At 67.9% G+C, this 24,877-nt stretch carries 21 protein-coding genes; 14 read left to right on the top strand and 7 right to left on the bottom strand.

The window, feature by feature from the left end:
* Positions 1-1,066: MltA domain-containing protein (locus B3T77_RS06315; protein ID WP_292078207.1), on the top strand; the 1,066-nt coding region annotated here is incomplete at its 5' end.
* On the opposite strand, the gene B3T77_RS06320 is transcribed toward B3T77_RS06315, so the two are convergent.
* Positions 1,063-1,488 (bottom strand): organic hydroperoxide resistance protein, encoded by a 426-nt coding sequence (locus tag B3T77_RS06320; RefSeq protein ID WP_292078208.1) that lies wholly within the window; start codon positions 1,486-1,488, stop codon positions 1,063-1,065. The genes B3T77_RS06315 and B3T77_RS06320 overlap by 4 nt on opposite strands.
* Positions 1,489-1,607: 119 nt before the next feature.
* Between B3T77_RS06320 and B3T77_RS06325 the strand changes: the two genes are divergently transcribed.
* Positions 1,608-2,075 (top strand): MarR family winged helix-turn-helix transcriptional regulator, encoded by a 468-nt coding sequence (locus B3T77_RS06325; protein WP_284877094.1) that lies wholly within the window; start codon positions 1,608-1,610, stop codon positions 2,073-2,075.
* Here the strand turns inward: B3T77_RS06325 and B3T77_RS06330 are convergent.
* Together B3T77_RS06330 and B3T77_RS06335 are read right to left on the bottom strand one after the other, a co-directional pair.
* A complete protein-coding gene (locus B3T77_RS06330; RefSeq protein ID WP_055755105.1) occupies positions 2,072-2,539 on the bottom strand; it encodes a universal stress protein in 468 nt (155 codons plus the stop codon). The genes B3T77_RS06325 and B3T77_RS06330 overlap by 4 nt on opposite strands.
* Positions 2,540-2,612: 73 nt before the next feature.
* Positions 2,613-7,469: an NAD-glutamate dehydrogenase gene (locus tag B3T77_RS06335; RefSeq protein WP_292078209.1), complete on the bottom strand. Its 4,857-nt coding sequence runs from the start codon at positions 7,467-7,469 to the stop codon at positions 2,613-2,615.
* 449 nt (positions 7,470-7,918) lie between these two features.
* Between B3T77_RS06335 and B3T77_RS06340 the strand changes: the two genes are divergently transcribed.
* Positions 7,919-8,815 carry a hypothetical protein gene (locus B3T77_RS06340; RefSeq protein ID WP_292078210.1) on the top strand — a complete coding sequence of 299 codons (897 nt, stop codon included), beginning with the start codon at positions 7,919-7,921 and terminating at the stop codon, positions 8,813-8,815.
* Between the two features lie 13 nt (positions 8,816-8,828).
* Here the strand turns inward: B3T77_RS06340 and B3T77_RS06345 are convergent, their stop codons facing one another.
* Positions 8,829-9,989 carry an aminotransferase class V-fold PLP-dependent enzyme gene (locus B3T77_RS06345; protein WP_292078211.1) on the bottom strand — a complete coding sequence of 387 codons (1,161 nt, stop codon included), beginning with the start codon at positions 9,987-9,989 and terminating at the stop codon, positions 8,829-8,831.
* 83 nt (positions 9,990-10,072) lie between these two features.
* Positions 10,073-12,922 (bottom strand): preprotein translocase subunit SecA, encoded by a 2,850-nt coding sequence (gene secA, locus B3T77_RS06350; protein ID WP_292078212.1) that lies wholly within the window; start codon positions 12,920-12,922, stop codon positions 10,073-10,075.
* Between the two features lie 292 nt (positions 12,923-13,214).
* On the opposite strand from secA, the gene B3T77_RS06355 reads away from it, so the two are divergent.
* The 4 genes from B3T77_RS06355 to B3T77_RS06370 are packed head-to-tail and all read left to right on the top strand — an operon-like array spanning position 13,215 to position 16,089.
* Positions 13,215-14,072 (top strand): peptidylprolyl isomerase, encoded by an 858-nt coding sequence (locus B3T77_RS06355; protein ID WP_292078213.1) that lies wholly within the window; start codon positions 13,215-13,217, stop codon positions 14,070-14,072.
* 1 nt (position 14,073) lies between these two features.
* On the top strand, positions 14,074-15,465 hold the full coding sequence (argJ, locus tag B3T77_RS06360; protein WP_292078214.1) for a bifunctional glutamate N-acetyltransferase/amino-acid acetyltransferase ArgJ: 1,392 nt from the start codon (positions 14,074-14,076) through the stop codon (positions 15,463-15,465).
* On the top strand, positions 15,462-15,875 hold the full coding sequence (locus B3T77_RS06365; protein WP_292078215.1) for a (deoxy)nucleoside triphosphate pyrophosphohydrolase: 414 nt from the start codon (positions 15,462-15,464) through the stop codon (positions 15,873-15,875). Before argJ ends, B3T77_RS06365 begins: the two co-directional genes overlap by 4 nt.
* A gap of 25 nt (positions 15,876-15,900) precedes the next feature.
* Positions 15,901-16,089 carry a Flp family type IVb pilin gene (locus tag B3T77_RS06370; RefSeq protein ID WP_039246696.1) on the top strand — a complete coding sequence of 63 codons (189 nt, stop codon included), beginning with the start codon at positions 15,901-15,903 and terminating at the stop codon, positions 16,087-16,089.
* Here B3T77_RS06370 and B3T77_RS06375 read toward each other — a convergent pair.
* Entirely contained in the window at positions 16,086-16,988 is a 903-nt protein-coding gene (locus tag B3T77_RS06375; protein WP_292078216.1) for a methyltransferase domain-containing protein, read from the bottom strand. The two genes, B3T77_RS06370 and B3T77_RS06375, sit on opposite strands and share 4 nt — an antisense overlap.
* On the opposite strand from B3T77_RS06375, the gene B3T77_RS06380 reads away from it, so the two are divergent.
* The 5 genes from B3T77_RS06380 to B3T77_RS06400 all read left to right on the top strand — a co-directional run bounded on the left by B3T77_RS06380 (position 16,987) and on the right by B3T77_RS06400 (position 19,892).
* Positions 16,987-17,781, top strand: coding sequence for a ComF family protein (locus B3T77_RS06380; protein WP_292078217.1), 795 nt, complete (start codon positions 16,987-16,989; stop codon positions 17,779-17,781). The genes B3T77_RS06375 and B3T77_RS06380 overlap by 2 nt on opposite strands.
* 72 nt (positions 17,782-17,853) lie before the next feature.
* Positions 17,854-18,111 carry a glutaredoxin 3 gene (gene grxC, locus B3T77_RS06385; protein WP_055755096.1) on the top strand — a complete coding sequence of 86 codons (258 nt, stop codon included), beginning with the start codon at positions 17,854-17,856 and terminating at the stop codon, positions 18,109-18,111.
* 3 nt (positions 18,112-18,114) lie between these two features.
* The gene (locus B3T77_RS06390) at positions 18,115-18,954 is read left to right on the top strand and encodes a carbon-nitrogen hydrolase family protein (protein ID WP_292078218.1); all 840 of its coding nucleotides are present in this window, start codon (positions 18,115-18,117) and stop codon (positions 18,952-18,954) included.
* Positions 18,955-18,960: 6 nt separating this feature from the next.
* Positions 18,961-19,395, top strand: coding sequence for a DUF1178 family protein (locus tag B3T77_RS06395; protein ID WP_292078219.1), 435 nt, complete (start codon positions 18,961-18,963; stop codon positions 19,393-19,395).
* A complete protein-coding gene (locus tag B3T77_RS06400; protein WP_292078220.1) occupies positions 19,395-19,892 on the top strand; it encodes a GNAT family N-acetyltransferase in 498 nt (165 codons plus the stop codon). Before B3T77_RS06395 ends, B3T77_RS06400 begins: the two co-directional genes overlap by 1 nt.
* On the opposite strand, the gene B3T77_RS06405 is transcribed toward B3T77_RS06400, so the two are convergent.
* Complete coding sequence (locus B3T77_RS06405; protein ID WP_292078221.1) at positions 19,889-20,146, bottom strand: UrcA family protein; 258 nt, start codon at positions 20,144-20,146, stop codon at positions 19,889-19,891. The two genes, B3T77_RS06400 and B3T77_RS06405, sit on opposite strands and share 4 nt — an antisense overlap.
* A gap of 233 nt (positions 20,147-20,379) precedes the next feature.
* On the opposite strand from B3T77_RS06405, the gene typA reads away from it, so the two are divergent.
* Together typA and glnD are read left to right on the top strand one after the other, a co-directional pair.
* Complete coding sequence (typA, locus tag B3T77_RS06410; protein WP_055755091.1) at positions 20,380-22,212, top strand: translational GTPase TypA; 1,833 nt, start codon at positions 20,380-20,382, stop codon at positions 22,210-22,212.
* 51 nt (positions 22,213-22,263) lie between these two features.
* Positions 22,264-24,877: [protein-PII] uridylyltransferase (gene glnD / locus B3T77_RS06415; protein WP_292078222.1), on the top strand; the 2,614-nt coding region annotated here is incomplete at its 3' end.

Here is a 24,877-nt window from a genome sequence, read left to right on the forward strand (position 1 = left end):
GGCGGTCGCCGCCTGTTCGACCGGGCCGATGACGCCGACGGGCGCGACGGGGCCGCAGACGGGGCCGGTTCCCTATACGCCCTCGCCCAATCCGACCCCGCCTCCCGAGCCGTCCGACGCCCTGAGCCCCGCCGTGCTGCCGGGCTGGAGCCAAGAGGATCACCTGGCCGCCTTCCGGGCCTATGTGGACGGGTGCGGCGCGGCGCGTGACGAGGCCGCCCGCCGGGTCTGCGGACGCGCCAAGGCCATGGCGACGACGATGACGATCACGCCGTCGCAGGCGCGCGCCTTCTTCGAGGCCAGCTTCAGCGCGATCCCGGCTCAGACGCCGGACGGGCGACCGGGCCTGCTGACCTCCTATTTCGCGCCCGAATATCCGGCGCGGCGACGACCGGACGCCGAGTTCTCGGCCCCCGTCCTGCCCAAGCCCGCCAATCCCCGCGCCGCAGGCGACCGGGCCTATATCGAATCCGCCGCGCGGCCCGAGCAGGCCCTGGCCTGGATGCGGGCCGAGGACCTGTTCTTTCTACAGATCCAGGGGTCGGGCTATCTGACGTTCGAGGACGGCACGCGCGGCCGCGCCGCTTATGCCGCCGACAACGGCAAGCCGTTCGTGGGCATCGCCCGACCAATGGCGCAGCAGGGATTGTTGCCGCAGAACGGCACCTCTGGCGACGCGATCCGGGACTGGCTGGCCAGCCACCGCGGCTATGAGGCGCAGGCGGTCATGGCGCTGAACCCACGCTACATCTTCTTCCGGCTGGACCCGGACGATGACGGCCACCCGGCGGGGGCGGCGGGCGTGCCCCTGACCGAGCGGCGGGCCATTGCGGTCGATCCGGCGCACTGGCGCTATGGCGAACTGGTCTGGCTGGAGGCCGACGGGGGCAATCTGCGCGGCGCCACGGCCAGCTATCGCGGTCTGGCCATGGCGCTGGACACGGGATCGGCCATTCGCGGACCGGTGCGCGCCGACCTCTATATGGGGCGCGGCGACCGCGCGGGGGCCGAGGCCGGGACCGTGCGCCACCCCTTGCGGATGTGGCGCCTGGTCCCGAAGGGTTAGGCGACGGTCAGGGTGACCGCGATATTGCCCCGCGTGGCGTGCGAATAGGGGCAGACCGTATCCGCCTCGGCGACCAGGGCTTCGGCCTCGGCGCGATCCACGCCCGGCAGGCTGACCTCCAGCGCCACCTCCAGGCCGAAGCCCTTGTCGCTGCGCGGACCGATGCCGACCGTGGCGTTGACGGCGGCGTCGGCAGGCACCTTGGCGTGACCGCCCTGAGAGGCGACGAACTTCATGGCGCCGAGGAAGCAGGCCGCATAGCCGGCCGCGAACAGCTGTTCGGGGTTGTTGCCGACGCCGGCGCCGCCCAGCTCCTTGGGCGTGCCCAGGGCGACATTCAGGGCGCCGTCGGTGGTGGCGGCGCGGCCGTCGCGGCCGCCCGTCGCGACGGCGGTGGTGCGGTACAGGGTGTTGATGGACATAGAAATCAGCTCCGGAAGATCATAAATATCGTGCGCGATTTAATCGCGTGGTGTCATTTAGGGAACAGAGCTGGAGGCGTCAAGCTTGCGATTGTATCGCGTGCGATTATTATCTGCCTATGACCTCACCCGCCCCCTCCCCCGCCGCCATGGCCGTCGATGACATGCTGTGTTTCGCCGCCTATTCGGCGAACCTGGCGTTTAACCGGTTCTACAAGCCGTTGCTGGACCGGATGGGCCTGACCTATCCGCAGTTCCTGGCCATGGCCCTGCTCTGGCGTGAGGACGAACAGACGGTCGGCCGGCTGGGCGAGCAGCTGTTTCTCGAATCCAATACCCTGACCCCGCTGATCAAACGGCTGGAGGCGGCCGGGCTGGTGACGCGGGCGCGCGACAGGGCGGATGAGCGGGTGGTGCGCGTCAGCCTGACCGATGCAGGACGCGCGCTGGCTGTCGAAGCCGCCTGCCTGCCGCAGTCGGTGCTGGACGCCACCGAGATGACGCCCGAAGCGCTGACCGACCTGCGCCAAGGCCTGGGGGCGCTGCGCGACAAGCTGCGGGCCGCCCAGCCGCCGGCCGAGGGCTAGGCCAGGTCTTCGATCTCGTCTTCGGTTAGTTCGCCGGGGACGATGGTGACGGGCAGTTTGCGGCCGCCGATCTGCGCGCCCTGTTTGATGATGGCCGAGACCAGCGGGCCGGGGCCGCGCGAGCTGGTTCCCGCGGCCAGCACCAGGATCTTGATGTCGGGATCGGCGGCGACGACCTTCTTGATCGCGGCCTGGGCGTCGCCCTTTTCGATCAGGAAGACCGGCGCGGCGCCGGAGCGGGTCTGCGCCTCCTCGCCCAAGCGGTTCAGCAGGATTTCCGCCTCCTGGCGCTGCTGGCGTTCGATTTCCTCGCGCACGCCCGACCAGTGCGCGTCGCTGTCGGTCGGCAGGACGCGCAGCATGACCACGCGCCCGCCCGTCGATTTCGCCCGGCGCGAGGCGAACCGCAGGGCGGCCTCGAACTCCGGACTGTCATCGACGACGACGAGGAACTTTCTCGGCATTGCGGCCTCCCCAGCCTGATCAGCGCCTGAAGAGGCCGTGCGACGACGGCTTCGTCAAGCGAAGACCCGCTGCTCAGCCATTCACGGCCTCCGTCGCCAGATCGCGGATCGTCGCGTTGGCGATCGTCAGTTTGGCGAAGGTCCAGCCCGAGCCCGACTGTTCGATCTCGTCCACCGAAGCGCGCACGCCCTCGACCGTCGCCTGTTTGGAGCCGATCCACGCGTCCACGGCGGCTTCGGCCGCGTCCTCGCTCACGCCGACCGACGGATCGGAGGCGCGGGCGACGGCGCGGGTGAGGGCCGCCTGCTCGTTCATCAGATCCTCGATCAGACGACGGACGGCGAGACGATCGAAATGATCCGCAGACGGAATGGAGCCGGCGGCGGCGCGCAGACGGTCGAAGTCGAAGGCGGCCCCGACCTGATGATACAGGCGCGCCATGGCTGCGACGGGCCAGTTCGCTTCCTGCGCCAGATCCCCGATGTCGGAGGCGGCGACGAGGGGGCGCATGATGGCGATGCTGCGGGTCAGATCCTCAGGCGCGCCGTGGTCGGCGAAGCGTTTGACGCGCGCATCCAGGCGCCCCTGTTCGAAGCGCGACAGGACCGGCGCGCCCTCGGCCTGCAAGGCGTCGGCGATCGGACGATAGCGGTCGATCAGGGCCTGGACCGACAGACCGCCCTTGGCGCGGCGGGCCAACCAGAAGGTCTGACGACGCAGGACGACGGCGATCTCCTGGTACAGGGCGATCTGCGCCTCGGCCGAGATCTTCAGGTCCAGGGCCGACACGGCGTCCCATGCCTCGTCCAGGCGGAAGACGCGGCGCGCCGCCTCGAAGGCGATGATCAGGGCGGTGGTGTCGCATTCCGCCGAGCCGCGCAGGCGGTCGGGGAAGGTCGGGCCGCACATGTTGACGACTTCGTTGGCCATGACCGTGGCGATAATCTCGCGCCGCAGACGGTGGCTCTTCATCTCCGGTTCGAACCGGGCCAGTGCCTCGGGGAAGTAGCGGACCAGGATCTGTTCAAAGAAAGGATCCTCGGGCGCCTGGGAGGCGACGATGTCGTCCGACAGCTCCAGCTTGGCGTAGGCCATCAGGACGGCCAGCTCGGGCCGGGCCAGCGGGATGCCCGCCGTCATCAGCTCCTTGACGCGGGCGTCGTTGGGCAGGCCCTCGACCTTTCGGTCCAGCTTTCCACGCGCCGACAGGCTCTGCATGAACCGCTGCTGGGCGTCCAGGGCGCCGACGCCTTCGGCCTGTTGCAGGGTCAGGGCCAGGGTCTGGTCGTAGTTGTGGGCCAGCACCTTGAGGCCCACCTCGTCGGTCATGGAGGCCAGAAGCGGCGTGCGCTCCTCGGCCGGCAGGACGCCGTTGGTCACGGCTGAGCCGACCAGGATCTTGATGTTGACCTCGTGGTCGGAGGTGTCGACCCCGGCGGAGTTGTCGATGGCGTCGGTGTTGATCCGGCCGCCGGCCTGACCGAAGGCGATGCGCCCCGCCTGGGTGAAGCCGAGGTTTGCGCCCTCGCCCACCACCTTGACCCGCAGTTCGTCGGCGTTGATGCGCAGGGCGTCGGTGCCCTTGTCCCCGACCTGGGCGTCGGTTTCGGCCGCCGATTTCACATAGGTGCCGATGCCGCCCAGATAGAGCAGTTCGACCGGCGCCTTCAGGATGGCGCGGATCAGGCTGACGGGGTCCAGTTCGTCCTCGGCGATGTCCAGGGCCGCCTTGATCTGCGGCGTCAGCTGGATCGACTTGGCCGAGCGCGAGAAGACGCCGCCGCCCTCCGAGATCAGCGCCTTGTCGTAGTCCTGCCAGGACGAGCGCGGCAGGTCGAACAGACGCTTGCGCTCGGTCCAGCTGGCCACATGATCCGGGTTCGGATCAATGAAGATGTCGCGGTGATCGAAGGCGGCGACCAGACGCGTCGCCTTGGACAGAAGGACGCCGTTGCCGAAGACGTCGCCGGACATGTCGCCGACGCCGACCATGGTGAAGGGCTGGGTCTGGATATCCTTGCCCATCTCGCGGAAGTGGCGCTTGACCGCCTCCCACGCGCCGCGCGCGGTGATGCCCATGGCCTTGTGGTCATAGCCGATGGAGCCGCCCGAGGCGAAGGCGTCGCCCAGCCAGAAGCCATAGGAGGCCGAGACGCCGTTGGCGATGTCGGAGAAGGTCGCCGTGCCCTTGTCCGCCGCCACGACCAGATAGGGGTCGTCGCCTTCCCAGGCGATGACATTGGCCGGATGGGTCACCGAACCGTCGGCGGCGATGTTGTCGGTGATGTCCAGAAGGCCGGACAGGAAGGTGCGATAGGCGCGGATGGCCTCGCCCTGGATGGCCTCGCGGTCCGTCGTGCGGGGCAGTTGCTTGGGATAGAAGCCGCCCTTGGAGCCGACCGGCACGATGACCGCGTTCTTGACCTGCTGCGCCTTGACCAGGCCCAGGACCTCGGTGCGGAAGTCGTCGCGACGGTCCGACCAGCGCAGACCGCCGCGGGCGACGGGACCAAAGCGCAGGTGCACGCCCTCGACATGCGGCGCCCAGACGAAGATTTCGCGATAGGGTTTGGGCAGCGGCAGCTCGTCCAGCTCGCGCGAGGCGATCTTGATCGAGATGTGCGGCTTGGGCTGACCGTCGGCGTCCAGCTGGAAATAGTTGGTGCGCTTGATCGCGCCGATCAGGGCGGCGATGCGGCGCAGGGCCCGGTCGTGATCCAGGCTCTTCACGTCCTGCAGCAGAGTGACGATCTTGGCGTCCAGCTCGGCGACAGCCGGCGCGCGGTCGTCAGCCGAGCCCCCTTCGGGCGCGAACTTGGCCTTGAACAGCGACAGCAAAGCGCGCGCCACGTCGGGATATTCGCGCAGGGCCTCTTCCTGCACCGTTTGGGAGGGGTCGAGACCCGTCTGCTGACGATAGTGGGCCAGGGTGCGGATCAGGGCGGCGTCGCGCCATTCCACGCCCAGTTCGATCACCAGACGGTTGAAGCCGTCGCTTTCATTTCGGCCGGTCCAGACAGCGGCGAAGGCATCCTCGAACGGGCCCTTCACATCGTCGAAGACCAGCGCCTCGCCACGCGGATCCTCCATCAGGAACTCGTGGACGTGGACCTCCTCCTCGCCCATCGGACGGATCGGATAGCCGTATTCCTCCAGCGTCTTCAGACCCATATCGGCCAGGATCGGCAAGACATCGGACAGGGGCACGGCCGGACCGCGACGATAGAGTTTGAAGCGGAACTGCAGACGGCTGTCGTCCGGCGTGCGGAAGGCGCGCACGGCGACGGCCTTGCCCTCGCCCGGCAGACCCGTCTCGTTCAGCCGGTTCACGTATTGCAGGTCGGTTGCGGCCTCGTCGGCGTCATAGCGATCGCGATAGGCGGCGCCGAAAGCCTTGGCCCACTGGGCGCTGAGCGGACCGACGGCGACTTCCTCGACGCCCGAGCGGCGCAGGGCGCCTTCGAAACGATCGACCCAGCCGCGACCGGCCTCGGCGACGTCGGCCTCCAGCTGGGCGGCGTCCGGGATAGGGTGGACGCCGGGCTCTACGCCGATGATGTAATGGATGCGCACCAGAGGCGCGTCGGACAGTTGCGGATACCAGGCCGAGATGCGGCCGCCCCAGGCGCGGGCGACGATCTGGCCGATGCGTTCGCGCACGGCGGAATCGAACTTCTCGCGCGGGATGAAGCACAGGACCGAGACGAAGCGGTCGAACGGGTCCTGGCGCGAGAACAGGCGGATGCGCGGCCGGTCGTAGAGGTGAAGGATGCCCAGGGCGATGGACAGCAGCTCGTCCTCGCTGACCTGGAACAGCTCGTCGCGCGGATAATTCTCAAGGATGTTCTTGAGGCGTTTCTCATTGTGGCTGCCAGGCGCCTTGTCGGCGCGGGCCAGGGCGTTGGCCACCTTGCGACGCAGCAGAGGCACCTCGGTCGCCAGCTGGTCGTAGGCTTCCGACGTGAACAGGCCGACAAAACGGGTCTCGCCCGTCGCCTTGCCGTCCGAGCCGTAACGCTTGACCCCGACATAGTCCATGTAGGCGCGGCGGTGAACGCGCGAGCGGGCGTTGGCCTTGGCCACCGTTACCGGTTCGCTGAGATCCAGCTGGCGGCGCATCTGGCGCGTCAGGACGGCGGGTTCCGATGCGCGACGCAGCACGGTGCGCTCGGGATCGGCCAGAATGCCCAGGCCGTCAGTGGACAGGCCCAGCGGAGCCTCGGCCTCGTAGTCGCCGTCGGCGTTCAGAGGGTAGTCGTAGTCGCGCGCGCCCAGGAAGACGAAATGGTCGCTCTTCAGCCATTTCAGGAAGGCGATGTTCTCGGCCAGGACGGCGGGATCGACCGGGGGCGGGGTCTCTTCCAGACGCTGCACGGCCTGGCGCATCAGAGACGTCATGGCGTCGTGATCGGCGACGGCGGCGTGAACGTCCGACAGGCTCTGGGCCAGGCCTTCGCCCAGGGCGTCGCGACGCTCCTGAGGCACGCTGTCGATGACCAGCATGATGATCGACAGGCGGCGGCCGTCCAGCTCGACCACCGGGTGGAACAGGGCGCGCACGGACACGGCGGCCTCGGCCAGGGCGCCCATGACGCTGTCGACCAGGAAGGGAGCGTCGGACTGGACGATGCGCACCAGATCGTAATCCAGCACCTTGTCAGACGCGCCGTGCAGCGGGCCGACCGTGATGGCGGGAGCGGCCGCGTCGGTCGGATAGGACTTGGCGGCGGTCCAGGAGGCGGCGAGCAGAGCGGCCAGATCCTCGCCGCTGAGCTCAGGCGTCTCATCGGCGGAATAGTCGTCGTGCGCCTGGGTCAGATACGTCTGTTCGACTGCGCCGGGCCCGGTTCCCACGATCTTGGCGAAGGCCGCCTCCAGCGCGGCCTTGGTGATCGGCTGAACGGGTTGGCGCAGATCGTGGGCGGTCATGGACGAGCAGTCTCGAACGACGCGGCAGGGCCGCAAGGGATGCGGCGCGACGAGGCGCCACCCCCGCTGACTAGGCCAGGTCCGGTCGCTCGGGAAGCCCCTGGCGACCGTTCATTGTAATGATCAGTGATCAGGTTGGAATTATTGTGCAGCGCCACAAAGCAGAAAGCCGCCGGACTGGGGGAGTCCGGCGGCCTGCGCGAGCGGCGCCTGGAGGGGAGGGGAGGGCGCCGGCTTCGCTTCGCTGCGGTTCGGAGGGGGAGTGTCCCGCAGCGTCGAGATCGAAAATGGGAAGCCCCCTGCGCCGTTCAAGAGCGGATCGGGCGGAATCTTTCGCGACATTTTGGCGCCTCTGAGCGGCGATGAAGACGTCGGCGAATGCGGGCGACAACGGATTCCGATGCTATGCGTTAGGATGGGTCAACGGTGAAGCTGGAGCACCCGATTACATGCGTCGCTTTTTGATGGGTTCGATCGTGGCGGCCGTGGTCGGCCTGCTGCTCGCCGGCGCCGGATACTGGGCCCATTGGAACTTCTATTCGCGGTTCCAGCCGGTCACGATCAGCCGCAATCAGGCCGAAGTGCAACAACTGCTGGACGAGGCGTCCTGGGTGTCGGACGGCAGCGGGGGACAGGCCCTGTATATCGTCACCTATCGCGACAGCGCCTCGGCCCTGCGTTACGCGCGCGACGAGGCGCCCAAGCTGAAGGCGGCGGGGATCGAGACGCGCTACATCCTGTTCGCCCGCCCCGATTTGGAAGGCGCGGCGCAATCGACGGCGGCGGAGCGGGCGACGGTCGCGGAGCTGTGGCTGACGCGGGACTGGCCGCTGTATCAACGCTGGATGGCGACGCCGGCGAACAGCTGGACCGCCGCCGGCGTGCCGCAGGCGGACGGCAATCTGGCGCGCACCGCCGTGGTCGAGGCCGGCCGCCGCTTCAACGAACGGCTGAGCCAGCTGCTCAAGGAGTCCGGCGTGGATATCAGCTATCCGCTGATCCTGTGGCGTGACAAGCAGGGCTTCCTGAAGGCCTGCGGCTGCTCGGACCGGCAGGCCTGGGCCTTCATCCGGGACGATGTCGGCGCGCCCGACCGGTTGGGCCAGTCCGATGCGGGACCGATCGCGCCCGATGAAGCGGCGCCGGCGCAGGACGCCCGCCCCTCGGCCATGCCCTATCCGGACCTGCCGGCGATCCCTCCGGTCAATGCGCCGGCGGGAGGGACCACGCCGACGCCGCCCTCGCCTCAAGCCCGCCCGGCGAGTCCGCCCGCATCGAACCAACCGAGGACGCCGCCGCGCACGGCCCCGGCGCCCAGCAAGCAGGACGACACGACCTTCTACTGATCCCTTCTACTGATCAGAGGGATCGGCAGGCCGCGATCAGGCGATCGACGTCCTCGGCGTCCTGATACAGGCCGAAGCCGAAGCGGATGACGTCCTCGCGCACATCGGTGACGATGTTCGCCGCCCGCAGACCGACGCACCAGGCTTGGGCGTCGGGATGACGCAGGGCGAGGAAACGGGCGCGCGGCGCGTCGCCCTCGACCGGATTGAGGATTTCGGCCTGCGACAACACCCCGGCCTGTCCGGCCTGAACGGCCTGCTGGAACCTGGTCGCCAGATCGCGCGCATGGGCGGCGATGGCGGCGGTGTCCAAGCCCTGCTGATCCAGCATTCGGCGCACGGCGTTGAAGCGATACAGCGGGGTGCAGTCGAAGGTGGCGCCCCAGAAGCGACCGCCGTCGCTGCGATACTGGACGCCGCCGGGAGGCCCCGACAGGTCGCCGAACTCCGCGAACCAGCCGGTGACGACAGGGCGGGGGCAGAAGCCGGGCGGGGCATGCAGAAAGCAGACACCCTCGCCCGACATGGCGTATTTATAGCCGCCGGAGACATAGAAGACCCGGTCCGCCACCGCCGAGAGGTCGGTCGGGGTCGCCATGAAGCCGTGATAGCCGTCGATCAGCACCCAAGGCCCTTCGGGTCTCGCCAGGGCGGCAAGCTCCTCGATCCGCTCGAACAGGCCCCCGGTGCGGAAGAAGACTTGGCTGACCACGATCCAGTCGTAACCACCCTTGGACGCCTCGGCGATAAAACGCTCGGCGAAGGTGTCGAAGGGCGCGAGCGCAATGCGCGTGACCACCGCCGCCCCGACCTCTTCCCACCGTTCGGCCTGACGACGGAAGGAGTGGAACTCGCCATCGGTCGCCAGAATACGGACCGGCGTGGTCTCCACGCCCGAAAACAGACGCAGCAGGAAGTCGTGGGTGTTGGACGAAAAGACGATGCTGTCGGGCGAGGGCAGGCCCAGCTCGGCCGCGACATGGGCCTGGGCCTCGGGGATCACTTGACCGAAGACGAGGTCCCACTTGTGATCGGCATGAAGATTGGCGTCGAGCCAGGTCTGCTGCTGCGCCTCGAAACTGGCGTCGGGCCACAGGTGATGGCTGTGCGCGGCGAAATGCAGCCGACCGGGCGCCGCTGACAGGGCGCGGGAGAAGAGGGACTTGTAGGTCATCCCTCTTCTTTAGGACATCTCACCCAGCGCTCAAGCAGCGAGCCGCCGCGCGGCGAGCGATAGCGCCGCGCGTCGCGCGCCTCTTAAACGAGAGCCCCGTGGCAGTGTTTGAACTTGCGCCCCGAGCCGCAAGGGCAGGGGGAGTTGCGGCCGGTCATTTCCCAGCCGGGCGGCAGGGCCTCAACGGGCAGTTTCGAGCGGTCGTCGCCGATCAAAGTGCCTTCGGGGTTCTGCGCCGACGGATTGGCCATCTCGTTCTCGCCGGTGCCGGGGTTCAGGTGGATTTCCTGGAACTCGGGCAGTTCGGGCGGGGCCTGGAAGCGGAACTCGACTGTCATCAGCCAGCGCGTGACGTTGTGGCGCAGGTCGTAGAGCAGGTTCTCGAACAGCGAGAAGGCTTCGGTCTTGTATTCGTTCAGCGGGTCGCGCTGGCCATAGCCGCGCAGGCCGATGACGCCGCGCAGGTGGTCCAGGTGGACGAGATGCTCGCGCCACTGCATGTCGATCATCTGCAGCATGAACTGCTTTTCCAGACCGCGCGTCTGGTCGGCGCCGATCTGTTCCAGGCGTTCGGCGGCGCGGGCGTCGGCGGCGGCCAGCAGCCGCTCCTCGATCTCCTCGTTCGACACGCCTTCCTCTGCGGCCCAGTCGTGCAGCGGCAGCTCCAGCCCCAGGGTCGAGCGGACCTTTTCGTCCAGGCCGTCGATGTCCCACTGCTCGGCATAGGCCTTGGGCGGCATATAGCGTTCGACCAGGTCCGACACGACGTCGCGGCGGAAGTCACCGACCAGTTCCGACAGATCCTCGGAGTCCATGAACTCCTGACGCTGTTCGAACACGGCCTTGCGCTGGTCGTTCACGACATCGTCGTATTTCAGCAGGTTCTTGCGGATGTCGTAGTTGCGGGTCTCGACGCGCTTCTGGGCGGTCTCGATGGCGCGGTTCAGCCAGGGGTGGGTGATGGCCTCGCCCTCAGCCACGCCGAAGGTCTTCATGATCGAGTCGAGGCGGTCGCCGGCGAAGATGCGCAGCAGGTCGTCCTCGCACGACAGGTAGAATTTCGAGGTGCCGGGGTCGCCCTGACGGCCGGTGCGGCCGCGCAGCTGGTTGTCGATGCGGCGACTTTCGTGGCGCTCGGTGCCCAAGACGAACAGGCCGCCGGCCTCCAGCGCGATCTTCTTCTGGACGGCGATCTCGGCCTTGAACTCCGCCTCCTTGGCCGCTTCCATTTCCGGCGTGACCTCGACGGCCATGTTGCGCTGTTCCAGCAGCCACTTCTGCATCTTCATCTCGAGGTTGCCCCCGAGCTGAATGTCGGTGCCGCGGCCCGCCATGTTGGTGGCGATGGTCACCACGCCCGGCAGGCCGGCGTCGGCGACGATATAGGCTTCCTGTTCGTGCTGGCGCGCGTTCAGGACGCTGTGCGGAATGCCACGCAGCTTGGTCTCGTAGGTGATGTCATAGGCGGAGTCGCCGATCTTCTCGGCTTCCTTGGCCTTGCCCGCATATTCCGGCTTCAGCGTGCGCGAGGTCTCGACCTTGTATTCGAAGCGGCTCAGCAGGTCCGACAGCTGTTCCGAACGCTCGATCGACACGGTGCCGACCAGGATCGGCTGACCGGCGAGGTGGCATTCGGCGATCTGGCGCGCGATGGCCTGGTTCTTCTCGGCATGGGTCCGATAGACCTCGTCGTCGTAGTCCTTGCGCTGGATCGGCCGGTTGGTCGGCACTTCCAGCACGTCCATCTTGTAGATGTCGCCGAATTCCTGGGCTTCGGTCGCGGCCGTGCCGGTCATGCCCGACAGCTTTTCGTACAGGCGGAAGTAGTTCTGGATCGTCACCGAGGCCAAGGTCTGGTTCTCGGGCTGGATCTTGACGTCTTCCTTGGCCTCGATGGCCTGGTGCAGGCCTTCGGACAGGCGGCGGCCGGTCATCATGCGGCCGGTGAACTCGTCGATCAGGACGATCTCGCCGCCCTTGATGATATAGTCCTTGTCACGCTGATACAGGGTGTTGGCGCGCAGGGCCTGGTTGGCGTGGTGAACCAGGCTGATGTTGGCGGCGTCGTACAGACCGGTGGTGTCGGCGGCGAAGTGACCGCCGGCCTCCAGGGCCTCTTCCATCCGCTCGGAGCCCAGCTCGGTCAGCAGGACCTGCTTCTGCTTCTCGTCGAGCTCGAAGGTGTCCTTGTCCTTGATCAGGTCTTTGATCAGGCCGTCGAGGATCTTGTAGAGATCCGAACGGTCCTCGGTCGGGCCCGAGATGATCAGAGGCGTGCGCGCCTCATCGATCAGGATGGAGTCGACTTCGTCGACGATGGCGAAGTTGTGCGGACGCTGCACCATCTCGCGCCGGTCGTAGACCAGGTTGTCGCGCAGATAGTCGAAGCCGAACTCGTTGTTGGTGCCGTAGGTGACGTCGGCGTTGTAGGCCTGCTGGCGCTGGCCCTGGCTGAGGCCGTTGACGATGACGCCGACCTCAAGGCCCAGGAAGCGATAGACCTTGCCCATCGTCTCAGCGTCGCGGCGGGCCAGGTAGTCGTTGACGGTGATGACGTGCACGCCCTTGCCGGGCAGAGCGTTCAGATAGACCGGTGCCACGGCGACCAGGGTCTTGCCTTCACCTGTCCGCATCTCGGCGATGCCGCCTTCATGCAGGATCATGCCGCCGGCCAGCTGAACGTCGTACTGACGCTGGCCCAGCACGCGCTTGGAGGCTTCGCGCACGACCGCAAAGGCTTCGGGCAGGATCTTGTCCAGGGTCTCGCCGTTCGCCAGCCGATCGCGGAAGGCGTCGGTCATCATCCGCAGTTCATCGTCGGACAGGGCGGCGAACTTGGGCTCCAGCGCATTGATGCGCTGGGCGTGGTCCTGGAAGGCCTTGACCTTGCGGTCGTTGGAAGAGCCGAAAAGTTTCTTGGCGAAGCCGAGCATATTGGATCCGGTAAGCGGTCGAGCGTCTGCGAGCTGAGCGGCTCTGAAATCCCGTGAGGGGCGGCGATACGGACGCCGTGAGAGAAGCCCTGACCGACCGCAGCCCCGGAGCGCCGCATCAGGCGCGCGCGAAGGGCCGCGCAGACGATCAAAACCCCTCGACTTGGGCGCAGGCGGGACTTAAGCACCGGCCTAACCCCTGTCAACGCGAGGGGCTTTCGGCCGCCTTCGACGGAGCGCCCCATTGACCCCATTCCGGCGATCTTCACGTCTTCTGACAGCAGCGGTGCTGATGGCGGCGCTTTCGACCGCCGCCTGTTCGCGTAGCGGCGACAACCGGCCGCCCGAACAGGGAGACCAGGCCGTGGCCACGGTGCAGGACGAGACCATCTGGGCCTCGGACGTGAAGCGCGAGGCTGTTGCCCAAGGTTTGATCGGCGAGGACGAGGCGCTGGATACGACGTCGGATCTCTTCCGCCGGGTGCTGGACGAGGTGATCGACCAAAAGCTGCTGGCCGGAGAGGCGCAGCGGCGGCGGCTGGACTCCTCGCCCCTGGCGCAGCGGCGTCTGGAAGCGACGCGCGAACGCATCCTGGGCGACATGCTGGTCGAGAGCGTGGTCAACAAGGCCGTCTCGGACCAGGCGGTGCAGACCCTGTATAATGAGCAGCTGCGGCTGGCGAAGACCTCGGAAGAAATCCGCGTGCGGCTGATCCTGTCGCGCACCAAGCCCGAGGCGGACGCCGTGATCGGCATTCTGGGCCAGGGCGCCGGCTTCGAGGCGGTCGCGGCGGAGCGGTCGATCGACGAGGCGACGCGGTTTTCCGGCGGTGATCTGGGCTATTCGACGCTGGACGTGATGCCCCAAGCCTATGCCGACGCCCTGCGCGACAAGCCGGCCGGTGCGACCGTCGGGCCGTTCCAGACCGAGGGCGGCTGGGCCGTTCTGAGGGTCGAGGACCGGCGCAAGGAAAACCCGCCGACGCTGGAACAGGCCCGACCGCAGATCGTGCGCTATCTGACCTATGAGGGCGTGCGACAGTTGCTGGAACAACTGCGCGGCAAGGCCAAGGTCGATGTGCGCCTGCCCGCGCAGACGCCGCCCGCATCGCCCACTCCTTCCGCCCCTTCCGCTCCTCCGGGCGCCTGACATGACCAAGCCTCCCTCCACGACCGGCCAGAAGATCGAGCATGCGTTCGAAAAGGCGCTGGACCCGTTCGCCACGGCGCTGAAGCGCGCCACCCGCACGCCGGGATCGGATGCCGCCCCGGCCGCGCCTGCGCCGGCCGCCACCGGCAAGCCGGGTATGGCCATCTCGCCCCTGGCCGTGCCGTTCCCGACCATTCCGCCGATCGGCGGGGTCGAGATCGCGACCGCCCGCGCTGGCTTCTACAAGCATGAGCGCGACGATCTGGTGGTGTTCCGGTTCGCGCGCGGGACCAGCTGCGCCGGGGTGTTCACCCGCCATAAGATCGGCTCGGCGCCCGTCGATTGGTGCAAGAAGCATCTGGCCGGGGCCGAGGGCGGCAAGGATGTGCGCGCCCTGGTGATCAACGCCGGCTGCGCCAACGCCTTCACCGGCAAGGCCGGTGCGGACGCCGCGCGGCGCACGGCCTCGGAGGTCGCCAAACGATTTGGCTGTCGCCAACGCGACGTGATGCTGGCCTCGACCGGCGTGATCGGGGTGGTGCTGGACGACAAGAAGATCGTCGCCAAACTGCCCGAGATCGAGACCGGGCTGGAGGCGGACGCCTGGGCCCGGGCCGGTCGCGGCATCATGACCACCGACACCTTCCCCAAGGGCTCCTACGCCGAGGCCGAGATCGAAGGCTACAAGGTCCGGATCGCCGGCATCGCCAAGGGATCGGGGATGATCGCGCCGGACATGGCGACCATGCTGGCCTTCATCGTCACCGATGCGGACATCCATCCGAACGTGCTTCAGGCGCTGCTGGGCCTGCATGTGCGCACCACCTTCAACAGCGTGACAGTGGATGGCGACACCTCGACCAACGACACCGCCCTGCTGTTCGCCACCGGAACCTCTGGCGCGCCGCGCATCGGACGGGTCGGCGATCGCCGCCTGAAGAGCTTCTCGGCCGCTCTGGACAAGGTCATGCTGGACCTGGCGCACCAGCTAGTGCGCGACGGCGAGGGCGCGACCAAGTTCGTCAAGGTGACGGTGGACGGCGCAGCCAGCCCCGCCTCGGCCCGGAAGCTGGCCAAGTCCATCGCCGACAGCCCCCTCGTCAAGACCGCCATCGCCGGTCAGGACGCCAACTGGGGCCGGGTCGTCATGGCGGTGGGCAAGACAGAGGAGCCGGTCGATCGCGACCGCCTGGCCATCAAGTTCGGTCCGCACCAGGCCGCCATCGACGGCGCACCGTCCCCGACCTACGACGAGGCCAAAATGACCGCCTATATGAAGAACCCCGAGATCGACATCACCGTCGACGTGGGTTCGGGCCGGGCGTCGGCGACCGTGTGGACCTGCGATCTGACCAAGGGCTACATCGAGATCAACGGCGACTATCGCTCGTGACCGCTGCGTCGCTTCCCACCGTCCTGGTCGTCGCCGTCGCCCTGATTGACGTGGATGGGCGGGTGCTGATCGCCAAGCGTCCCGAGGGCAAGAAGCTGGCCGGTCTGTGGGAGTTTCCGGGCGGCAAGGTCGAGCCCGGAGAGCGGCCTGAACAGGCCCTGATCCGCGAGCTGAAGGAAGAGCTGGGCATCGACGTCAGCGAAAACTGTCTGTCGCCGTTCGTTTTCGCCAGTCACGCTTACGATTCGTTTCACCTGTTGATGCCATTGTATCTGTGCCGACGGTGGGACGGCGTGGTCACGGCGCGTGAACACGACGGCCTCGCCTGGGTGAAGCCGAACAAGCTTTCGGGCTATCCCATGCCGCCGGCGGACGAACCTCTGGTCGCCTGGTTGCGCGACCTGCTCTGACCACCGCCGACCAAGGAGGCCGGCCATGCGACGTCTTATCGGCCGGTTCCTGCGCAATGAGAGCGGGGCCACAGCCATCGAATACGGCCTGCTCTGCGCCCTGATCTTCCTGGCGATCGTGACCTCGATCAGCGCCTTGGCGAACAGCCAGAACGGCGGTCTGGCCGCGACGGTGAACAAGCTGAGCGCCGCCATACAGGCCGCGATCAGCTAGTCCGGCTCTTCGCCCGTCATTTCCTTGACGCCTAAGGCATCGGCCAGCCGCGTCTTGGCCGAGCCGCGCGGCAGAGGCTTCTGCTGGCTGTCGTGGGGCTTCCAGCCGGCCAGATGGATGATCTCGAACGTCGCCGGGATGCGGCCGTCGTCGAGACCATAGCGCTCGGCATAGAGGGCGGCGGCGCGCGCCACGATGCGGCGGCTTAGCGGCCGAACAGGTCCGTGCAGCACATTGGTCTCGCCCATGGCGCGCAGGTCGCGGATCAGGGCGAACAGGTCGGTGTAGCGGACGGTGAACCGATCCACGTCCGACACCGGCAGGGCGAACCCGGCGCGCTGCAACAGGGCCGCCCCGTCATAGCCGTCAGCGAACGGCGAAACCCGCGCCTGGGCGCCGCCGCGCTCCTCCAGCTCGACCTCGGTCAGGACGGCGCGTAGCTCTTTCAGCGTGCCCGCGCCGAACAGCGTGCCGATGAACAGGCCGTCCGGTTTCAACGCGCGCCGGATCTGAGCCAAGGCGCCAGGCAGGTCGTTGGCCCAGTGAAGGGTCAAAAGGGAGACGATCAGATCGGTTGAGGCGTCGGCCAGCGGCAGCGCGTCCGCCCCCGGCGCTGCGCGCTGGGCCAGGGAGACGGGCGTCTGGATGGTACCGACGCGGCCGGCGGCGTCGCTGGACCGGACCGCCGCATCGAACACGCCTGGATGGGCGGACAGATCGACCGTAACGGGAAAATCGCGCAGTATGGCTTCCAGGCTCTCGGCGGCGTTGGCGGCGGCGCGGGCGTGCAGGAAGTCAGCCTGGGGGAACCGGGAGGCGGACCGCACAAGCCGCGCCTGACGTCGAACGGCGTCGAAGATGCGCGGGGGGCCGTCGGAAGGGGATTGGGGGGCGGTCATGGACGCACAGGATGGGGGCTGGCGACGCGCCTGGGAAGGGGCGGGGCGTCACTTGCGTGGAGCGGGGCGGGGACTGGCCGACCTGATCCTGCCGCCGATGGCGCACGACAGCCGTGAGGCGACGGCTGCGGCCGGCCTGATGCCCGACTCCTGGAGCCGGATCAGATTTCTGGAAGCGCCGGTCTGCGACGGTTGCGGGGCAGCCTTCGACTTTGACGGCGGCGCCTTCGCCGAGGATCGCTGCGCCGCCTGTATCGCCAAGCCCTACGCCTTCGAGAGGGCGCGGGCGGCCTGCCTCTATGACGAGGCGTCGCGCAGTCTGATCCTGAGGTTCAAGCACGGAGACCAGCAGCAGTTCGCGCCCCTGTTCGCGCGCTGGATCGGGCGCGCCGCCGCCGATCTGGTCGAAGACGCGGACGTGATCCTGCCCGTGCCGCTGCATCGGTTTCGCCTGTTGTCGCGGCGCTTCAATCAGGCCGCCGAAATCGCCCGGCCGCTGGCCCGGCGCGCCGGCCGCGACTATTTGCCCGACGGTCTGGTCCGCACGACCCACACGACCAGCCAGGGCGGCAAGAGCCAGCGCGGGCGGCGGCTGAACGTCAAGCAGGCCTTCGCCTTGACCGAGGCGGGCCGGCGTCGGATCCGGGGACGACGCATCCTTCTGATCGACGATGTGTTGACCACGGGCGCGACCGGAGAGGCCTGCGCGCGCGCCCTGATCGACGCCGGAGCGCGCGCCGTCGATCTCGCCGTCATCGCGCGGGTGCGAAACGCCCGTGAACTGACTATGTGAAGAGCGCCCTATCGCTCGTCTCGCGGCGGCTCGCTGCTTGAGGGCGCTGGATTTTATTTTGGAGATCTGAACTTGGCCGACGTCGTCATCTACACCAAGCCTGGCTGCCCCTACTGCTTCAGCGCCATGTCGCTTCTGAAGAAAAAGGGCGTGGACTATACTGAGATCGTCGCCTCCAACGATCCCGACAAGAAGGCCGAGATGGTCGAGAAGTCGGGCGGCCGCATGACCTTCCCGCAGATCTTCATCGACGGCCAGCACGTCGGCGGTTCCGACGACATTCACGCGCTGGATCGCGACGGCAAGCTGGACGGACTTCTGGCCGCCTGATCCATGAGCAGCGGGCTCGACATCGCCCTGATCCAGACGCGCACGCCGGCGACGGCGCGAGCGGCGCTGGCCCATGTCGAGCCCCTGATCCGCGAGGCGGCGTCGGGCGGGGCGAAGTTCATCCTGACGCCCGAGGGGACCAATGTCCTGGAGCAACGCCGAGACCGGCGCGATGCGGCGATCACGACCCAGGACGAGGACGTCACCGTTCTGGGTCTGCGTCGTCTGGCGGCGGAACTGGGCGTCTGGCTGCTGATCGGTTCGGCCATCGTCCGGTCTGGCCAGGCGGGAGATGGCCGCGCCGCCAATCGATCGCTGCTGATCGATGCGTCGGGCGGGATCGCGGCCCGATACGACAAGCTGCATGTCTTCGACGTGAACCTGCCCAATGGCGAAACCTATCGCGAAAGCGCGACGGTGAGGCCCGGCGACGGGGCGGCGGTCGCGGATACGCCCTGGGGTCGGCTGGGCCTGACCATCTGCTACGACATCCGCTTTCCGCACCTGCATCGCCAGCTGGCCAAGGCGGGGGCCTCGATGATCGCCGTGCCGGCCGCCTTCACCGCCCCGACAGGCGAGGCGCATTGGGAAACCCTGGTGCGCGCCCGCGCCATCGAGACGGGGGCGTTCGTCCTGGCGCCGGCGCAGGGCGGACTGCACGAGGACGGTCGCCGCACCTGGGGGCGATCGACCGTCGTCGGCCCGTGGGGCGAGATCATCGCCAAGGCGGATCACGACGAACCTTGCATCGTGCGTGCGAAACTGGACATGGAGGCCGTGGCCAGGGCGCGCGCCGCCGTGCCCAGCCTGACCCACGATCGCGATTTCCTGCCCGCTGTTTGACGCCCCATGATCCGCTACGCCCTGAAATGCGACCAGGCCCACGCCTTCGAAGCCTGGTTCGGCTCCTCGACCGACTATGACGATCAGGCGGCGCGGGGGCTGGTGGAATGCCCGTTCTGCGGTTCGCACGTGGTCGAAAAGGCGATCATGGCCCCGGCCGTCAGCGGCGCCCGCAAGGCCGATCCCGCCTCCGACGTCGCCGCCAAGATGCAGACGATGATGATGGCCGCCGCCCGCGAGGTCCGCGCCCATGTCGAGGCCAACTTCGACTACGTCGGCGACACCTTCGCCCGCGAGGCGCGCGACATCCACGAGGGCCGATCCGAGAAGCGCGAAATCTATGGCGAGGCCACGCCCGCCGAGGTGAAGAAGCTGAAGGACGACGGCGTCCCGGTATCCGCCCTGCCTGACGCTCTGCCAGACCCGTCCAAGGTGAACTGATGACCCTGCAATGGCGGCCCATGCGGCCGACGGACATCGATGCGGTGGTGGAGGTGGCGCGGCTGTCGTTTCCTGACCATTTCGAGGATCGCGCCTGTTTTCAAAACCGGCTGGCGCTTTATCCGCGCGGCTGTTTCGTGCTGGGGGAGGGCGACGGCGCCGCGCGGGGCTATCTGATCGCCTATCCGTGGAAGGCCGAGAGCGCGCCGCCGCTGAACACGGTGATCGAGGGCCTGCCCGCTCAGCCAGATTTGATCTATCTGCACGATCTGGCCCTGCACCCCGAGGCGCGGGGCGGGGGCGTGACCGGCGCCATCGTCGAGCGAGTGGCCGAACAGGCGACCGAGGACGGCTGGCCCGCCATCGCCCTCGTCGCGGTCAACGACGCGGTCGGCTTCTGGTCACGACACGGCTTCGTCGAGCAGCCCGCCGAGGGCATGGCGGCCAAACTGGCCAGCTACGGCGCCGACGCCCGCTATATGCTGCGGCCGCTCTAGCGCCGATTGAGGGCGGTCTGGCCGCCCGCACGCACGAAATGCATGCGTTGAGCGCTGGCGTCGCCAAGGCTGTCGGGGGTCAGGACCGCGCGATGGACGGCGCACCAGTCACGGCTGGCTGCGCGGATGCGGCCGGCCAGGATCATCGCCTCGCCCGGTCGGGCCATGTTCAGCCCCTCGGCATCGACATGCATGTCCGGCGCCTCGCCCGCGGCCAGGGCGGCGGCAAGCGCGGCTGCGATCATCAAACCCATCGTCATCTCCCCATCGGAATGGGCCTGCGTCAGGCCCGTCGTAGGAGGGAGGCGTCCGTCAGCGGCGTCAGATGCGGCGTCGCGGATGAAATATCGGTAAGGCGGCGATCAGCGCGGCGAACGCCCGCTCTGGTCTTTCTGTCCACATGCCTGTAAGAGGCGCGCGCCTCCCGCATGCCTTTTCATGACCAGCGGCCGCCCGTATGCCGGCCGCGCCTTTTCGCGATACTCAAATGAACCTGCGCAACGTCGCCATCATCGCCCACGTCGACCACGGCAAGACGACCCTGGTGGACCAACTGCTCGCCCAGTCCGGCGTCTTCCGAGCCAACGAGGCGCAGACCGAGCGCGCGATGGACTCCAACGACCAGGAAAAAGAGCGCGGCATCACCATCCTGGCCAAGTGCACCTCGGTGCTCTGGAACGGCAAGGCGGGTGAAACCCGCATCAACATCATCGACACCCCCGGCCACGCCGACTTCGGCGGCGAGGTCGAGCGCATCCTGGGCATGGTGGACGGCTGCGTCATCCTGGTGGACGCCGAAGAGGGCGTCATGCCTCAGACCAAGTTCGTGCTGACCAAGGCGCTGAAGATGGGCCTGCGCCCGATCCTGTGCATCAACAAGGTCGACCGCGCCCACGCCGATCCGGACCGCGTCCACAACGAGACCTTCGACCTGTTCGCCGCCATCGGCGCGACGGACGAGCAGCTGGACTTCCCGCACATCTACGCCTCGGGCCGCAACGGCTGGGCGACGCTGGACCTGAACCAGCCCAACGACAATCTGGCCCCGCTGTTCGACCTGATCGTCGATCACGTCCCGCCGCCCGCCGTCCAGGCCAACCGCGACAAGCCCTTCCGCATGCTGGACGTGCTGATCGAAAGCGATCCGTTCCTGGGCCGTCTGCTGACCGGCCGCATCGAGAGCGGCAAGGCCGTTCCCGGCATGGCGATCCACGCTCTGGACCGTGAAGGCAAGGAAATCGAACGCGGCCGCATCACCAAGGTGCTGGCCTTCCGCGGCCTGAAGCGTCAGGCCCTGGACGAGGGTTCGGAAGCGGGCGACATCGTCGCCATCGCCGGCATGTCCAAGGCGACCGTGGCCGACACCCTGTGCGCCATGGAAGTCACCGAGCCTCTGCCCGCCCAGCCGATCGATCCGCCCACCATCTCGATGACCGTCTCGGTCAACGACAGCCCCCTGGCCGGTCGCGAAGGCGACAAGGTCCAGTCGCGCGTCATCCGTGATCGCCTTCTGAAGGAGGCCGAGGCCAACGTCGCCATCCGCGTGACCACGACCGAAGGCGGCGACGCCTATGAAGTCGCCGGCCGTGGCGAACTGCAGCTGGGCGTTCTGATCGAGAACATGCGCCGTGAAGGCTTCGAGGTCTCGATTTCGCGTCCGCGCGTGGTGTTCCAGACCGGCGAGAACGGCGAGAAGCTGGAGCCGATCGAAGACGTCATGATCGACGTCGACGACGAGTTCTCGGGCATCGTCATCGAGAAGCTGTCGGCCCGTAAGGCCGAAATGACCGACATGGGCCCGTCGGGCGCCGGCAAGACCCGCATCAGCCTGAAGGCGCCGTCGCGTTCGCTGATCGGCTATCAGGGCGAGTTCCTGACCGACACCCGCGGTTCGGGCGTGCTGAACCGCGTGTTCAGCCACTATGAGCCGCACAAGGGCGCGATCGCCGGTCGTCTGAAGGGTGTTCTGATCTCGAACTCGGACGGTGAAACCGCCGCCTTCGCCCTGTGGAACCTGGAAGACCGCGGCATCATGTTTGTCGGCGCCGGCGAGAAGACCTATCAGGGCATGATCATCGGCGAGAACGCGCGCTGGGACGACCTGGACGTCAACCCGATCAAGGGCAAGCAGCTGACCAACGTCCGCGCCTCCGGCAAGGACGAGGCCGTGCGCCTGACCCCGCCGCGCCAGATGTCGCTGGAACAGGCCATCGCCTATATCGACGACGATGAGCTGGTCGAGGTGACGCCCAAGTCCATCCGCCTGCGCAAGCAGACGCTGAACCCGTCGTTCCGCAAGAAGCGCGTTCGCCCGGAGTAGTCAGCAATCCTTGACTGACGTGCGGTGGGATGCGGCCTATAGACGGCTGACATGAACGCCTCGCCCAGTCTGGATGACCGCCTTGACGAGGCCGCCCGCGCGGAAGACCCGCGCGCGGCGGTCTCTGTCGTTTTGCGCGAGACCTATGACGCCGCCCGCGCCCGGACGGAGCGCAAGCTGGACGGCGGCATGAAGGGCCGCGACGTGGCGCGTCTGTACGCCGCCGCCGCCGACGAGATGCTGGCTGGCCTGTGGCGGGTGGCGACCCAGACGCTGTGGCCGACCTCGCCGGTCGAGGCCGAGCGACTGGCCTTGGTCGCGGTCGGGGGCTATGGCCGGGGCGTTTTGGCGCCCCATTCCGATCTGGACCTGCTGTTCCTGAGATCGTCCAAGGCGACGCCGCGCGGCGAGCAGGTGATCCAGTTCGTCCTCTATGTGCTGTGGGACCTGGGGGCCAAGGTCGGGTCGGCGGTGCGCTCGGTCGAGGAATGTCTGAGCCTGTCGCGCACCGACATGACGGTGCGGACGACCCTGCTGGAGGCCCGTCCGCTGGCGGGAGACGAGGCGCTGGCCCAGCTGATGATCGGCCGGTTTCGCGACATGGTGTCGAAATCCGATCCGCGCCCCTTCATCGCCGCCAAGCTGGAGGAGCGGGCCGCCCGGCACGAGAAGGCCGGCTCGACCCGCTACAAGGTCGAACCCAACGTCAAGGACGGCAAGGGGGGCTTGCGCGACCTGAACACCCTGTACTGGATCGCCCGGTCCCTGGCGCCCGAAAGCCGGCTGGGCGCCACGGTGATGGACGAACTGTTCACCCCGCGCGAGCGACGGACATCTGACGAGGCGTTCGACTTCCTGTGGCGGGTCCGCATCCATCTGCATCTGATCGCGGGCCGGGCCGAAGAGAAGCTGACGTTCGACATGCAGCCCGAGGTGGCCCGGCGCATGGGCTGGCGCGGGCGTGGCGACGAACCGGCGGTCGAGCGGTTCATGCGGCGATACTTTCTGGTCGCCCGCGACGTCGGCGCCCTGACCCGCGCCATGTCGGCCAAGCTGGAGGCGCGGCACCAGAAGACGGCGCACGGCCTGTCGCGGCTGATGGCGCCGTTTCGGCCCGCCCCCCGGCGCAAGCTGGAGGTCGAGGGGTTCTGGATCGACCAGGGCCGTCTGTCGGTCGAGGGGCCGGAGGTGTTCGCCGCCGATCCGGTCAAGCTGCTGACCCTGTTCGTCTGCGCCGACAAATATGACCTGGACCTGCACCCGGACGCCTTTTCGGCGGTGACGCGGTCGCTGTCGCTGGTGACGCCCTGGCTGAGGCGCGATCCGGCGGCGACGCGGGCGTTTCTGGACATTCTGGCGCATGGGCAGAGGCCCTATCGCGTCCTGACCATCATGAACGAGACGGGCCTGCTGGGCCGGTTCCTGCCCGAATGGGGGCGCATCGTCGGCCAGACCCAGTTCAACATGTACCACGCCTATACGGTCGACGAGCACACGCTTCAGGCCATCGGCATCATCAACGACATCGCGCGCGGCAAGCTGAAGACCGACCACCCGATGGCCAGCGAGATCGTGCATCTGATCTCGGACATGGAAGCCCTGATGCTGGGCATGCTGTTGCACGACGTGGGCAAGGGTGGCGAGCGGGGGCAGCTGGAGGACGGGGCCATCGCCGCGCGTCGGGCCTGTGAGCGGCTGGGCGTCGATCCGCGCCGGATCGAACTGGTGGTCTGGCTGGTGCGCAGCCATCTGGCGCTGTCGGACTATGCCCAGAAGCGCGATCTGTCGGACCCGGCGACGATCCGCGCCTTCGCCGAACTGGTCGGCGATCCCGAGCGACTGCGGATGCTGCTGGTCCTGACCGTGGCCGATATCCGGGCCGTGGGGCCGGGGGTGTGGAACGGCTGGAAGGGTCAGCTGATGCGCACCCTCTACAACCAGGTTGCCGCCCTGTTCCGGGGCGATGACGTGGCGCGCGAGGATCCGCTGGCGGCGCATCCGGCCCTGGTCCAGCGGGCGCGCGAAACAGGCGCGGCCGCCGAGAGCGCTCCCACCGCGCCGGTGCAGGGGCTGACGGTCCAGACCACCGAAATCTCCATCGCAGCGGCCGACCGACCGGGTCTGTTCGCCGACCTGGCCCAGACCATGGCCGCGCTAGGGGCCGACGTGACCGACGCCCGGGTGGCGACCGAGGACGGCGTCGTCCTGGACGTGTTTCGCGTTCAGGACGGAGCGGGCCTGCCCTACGGCCAGGCCGAACCGCGCCGGCTGAAGGTCCTGGTCGAGGCGCTGGAAAAGGCTGCGCGGGGCGAGGGCCGCATCGGCCAAGCGCCCGATCCGGCCGGCAATGCGCGCAAGGCGGCCTTCGAGGTCCGGCCCGTGGTCATGGTCGATCACCACGCCAGCGAGGTCGCCACCGTGGTCGAGGTGTCCTGCGCCGACCGACCGGGGCTGCTGGCGGACCTGTCGCGCGTGTTCAACGACGAAGGCCTGAGCATCCGCTCCGCCCACGTCGCCAGCTATGGCGAGCGGGCGGTGGACAGTTTCTACGTCGTGGATCGCAAGGGACGAAAGATCACCTCGGAACAGCGGATCGCCGAACTGCGCACCGCGCTTGAGGCCGTGCTGGACAGCCGCGCGCCCGCGCCCGCCGGACGCAAGGTCG

This window comes from Brevundimonas sp. UBA7838 (assembly GCF_002500885.1).
GTDB classification, from domain to species: Bacteria; Pseudomonadota; Alphaproteobacteria; order Caulobacterales; family Caulobacteraceae; genus Brevundimonas; species Brevundimonas vesicularis_C.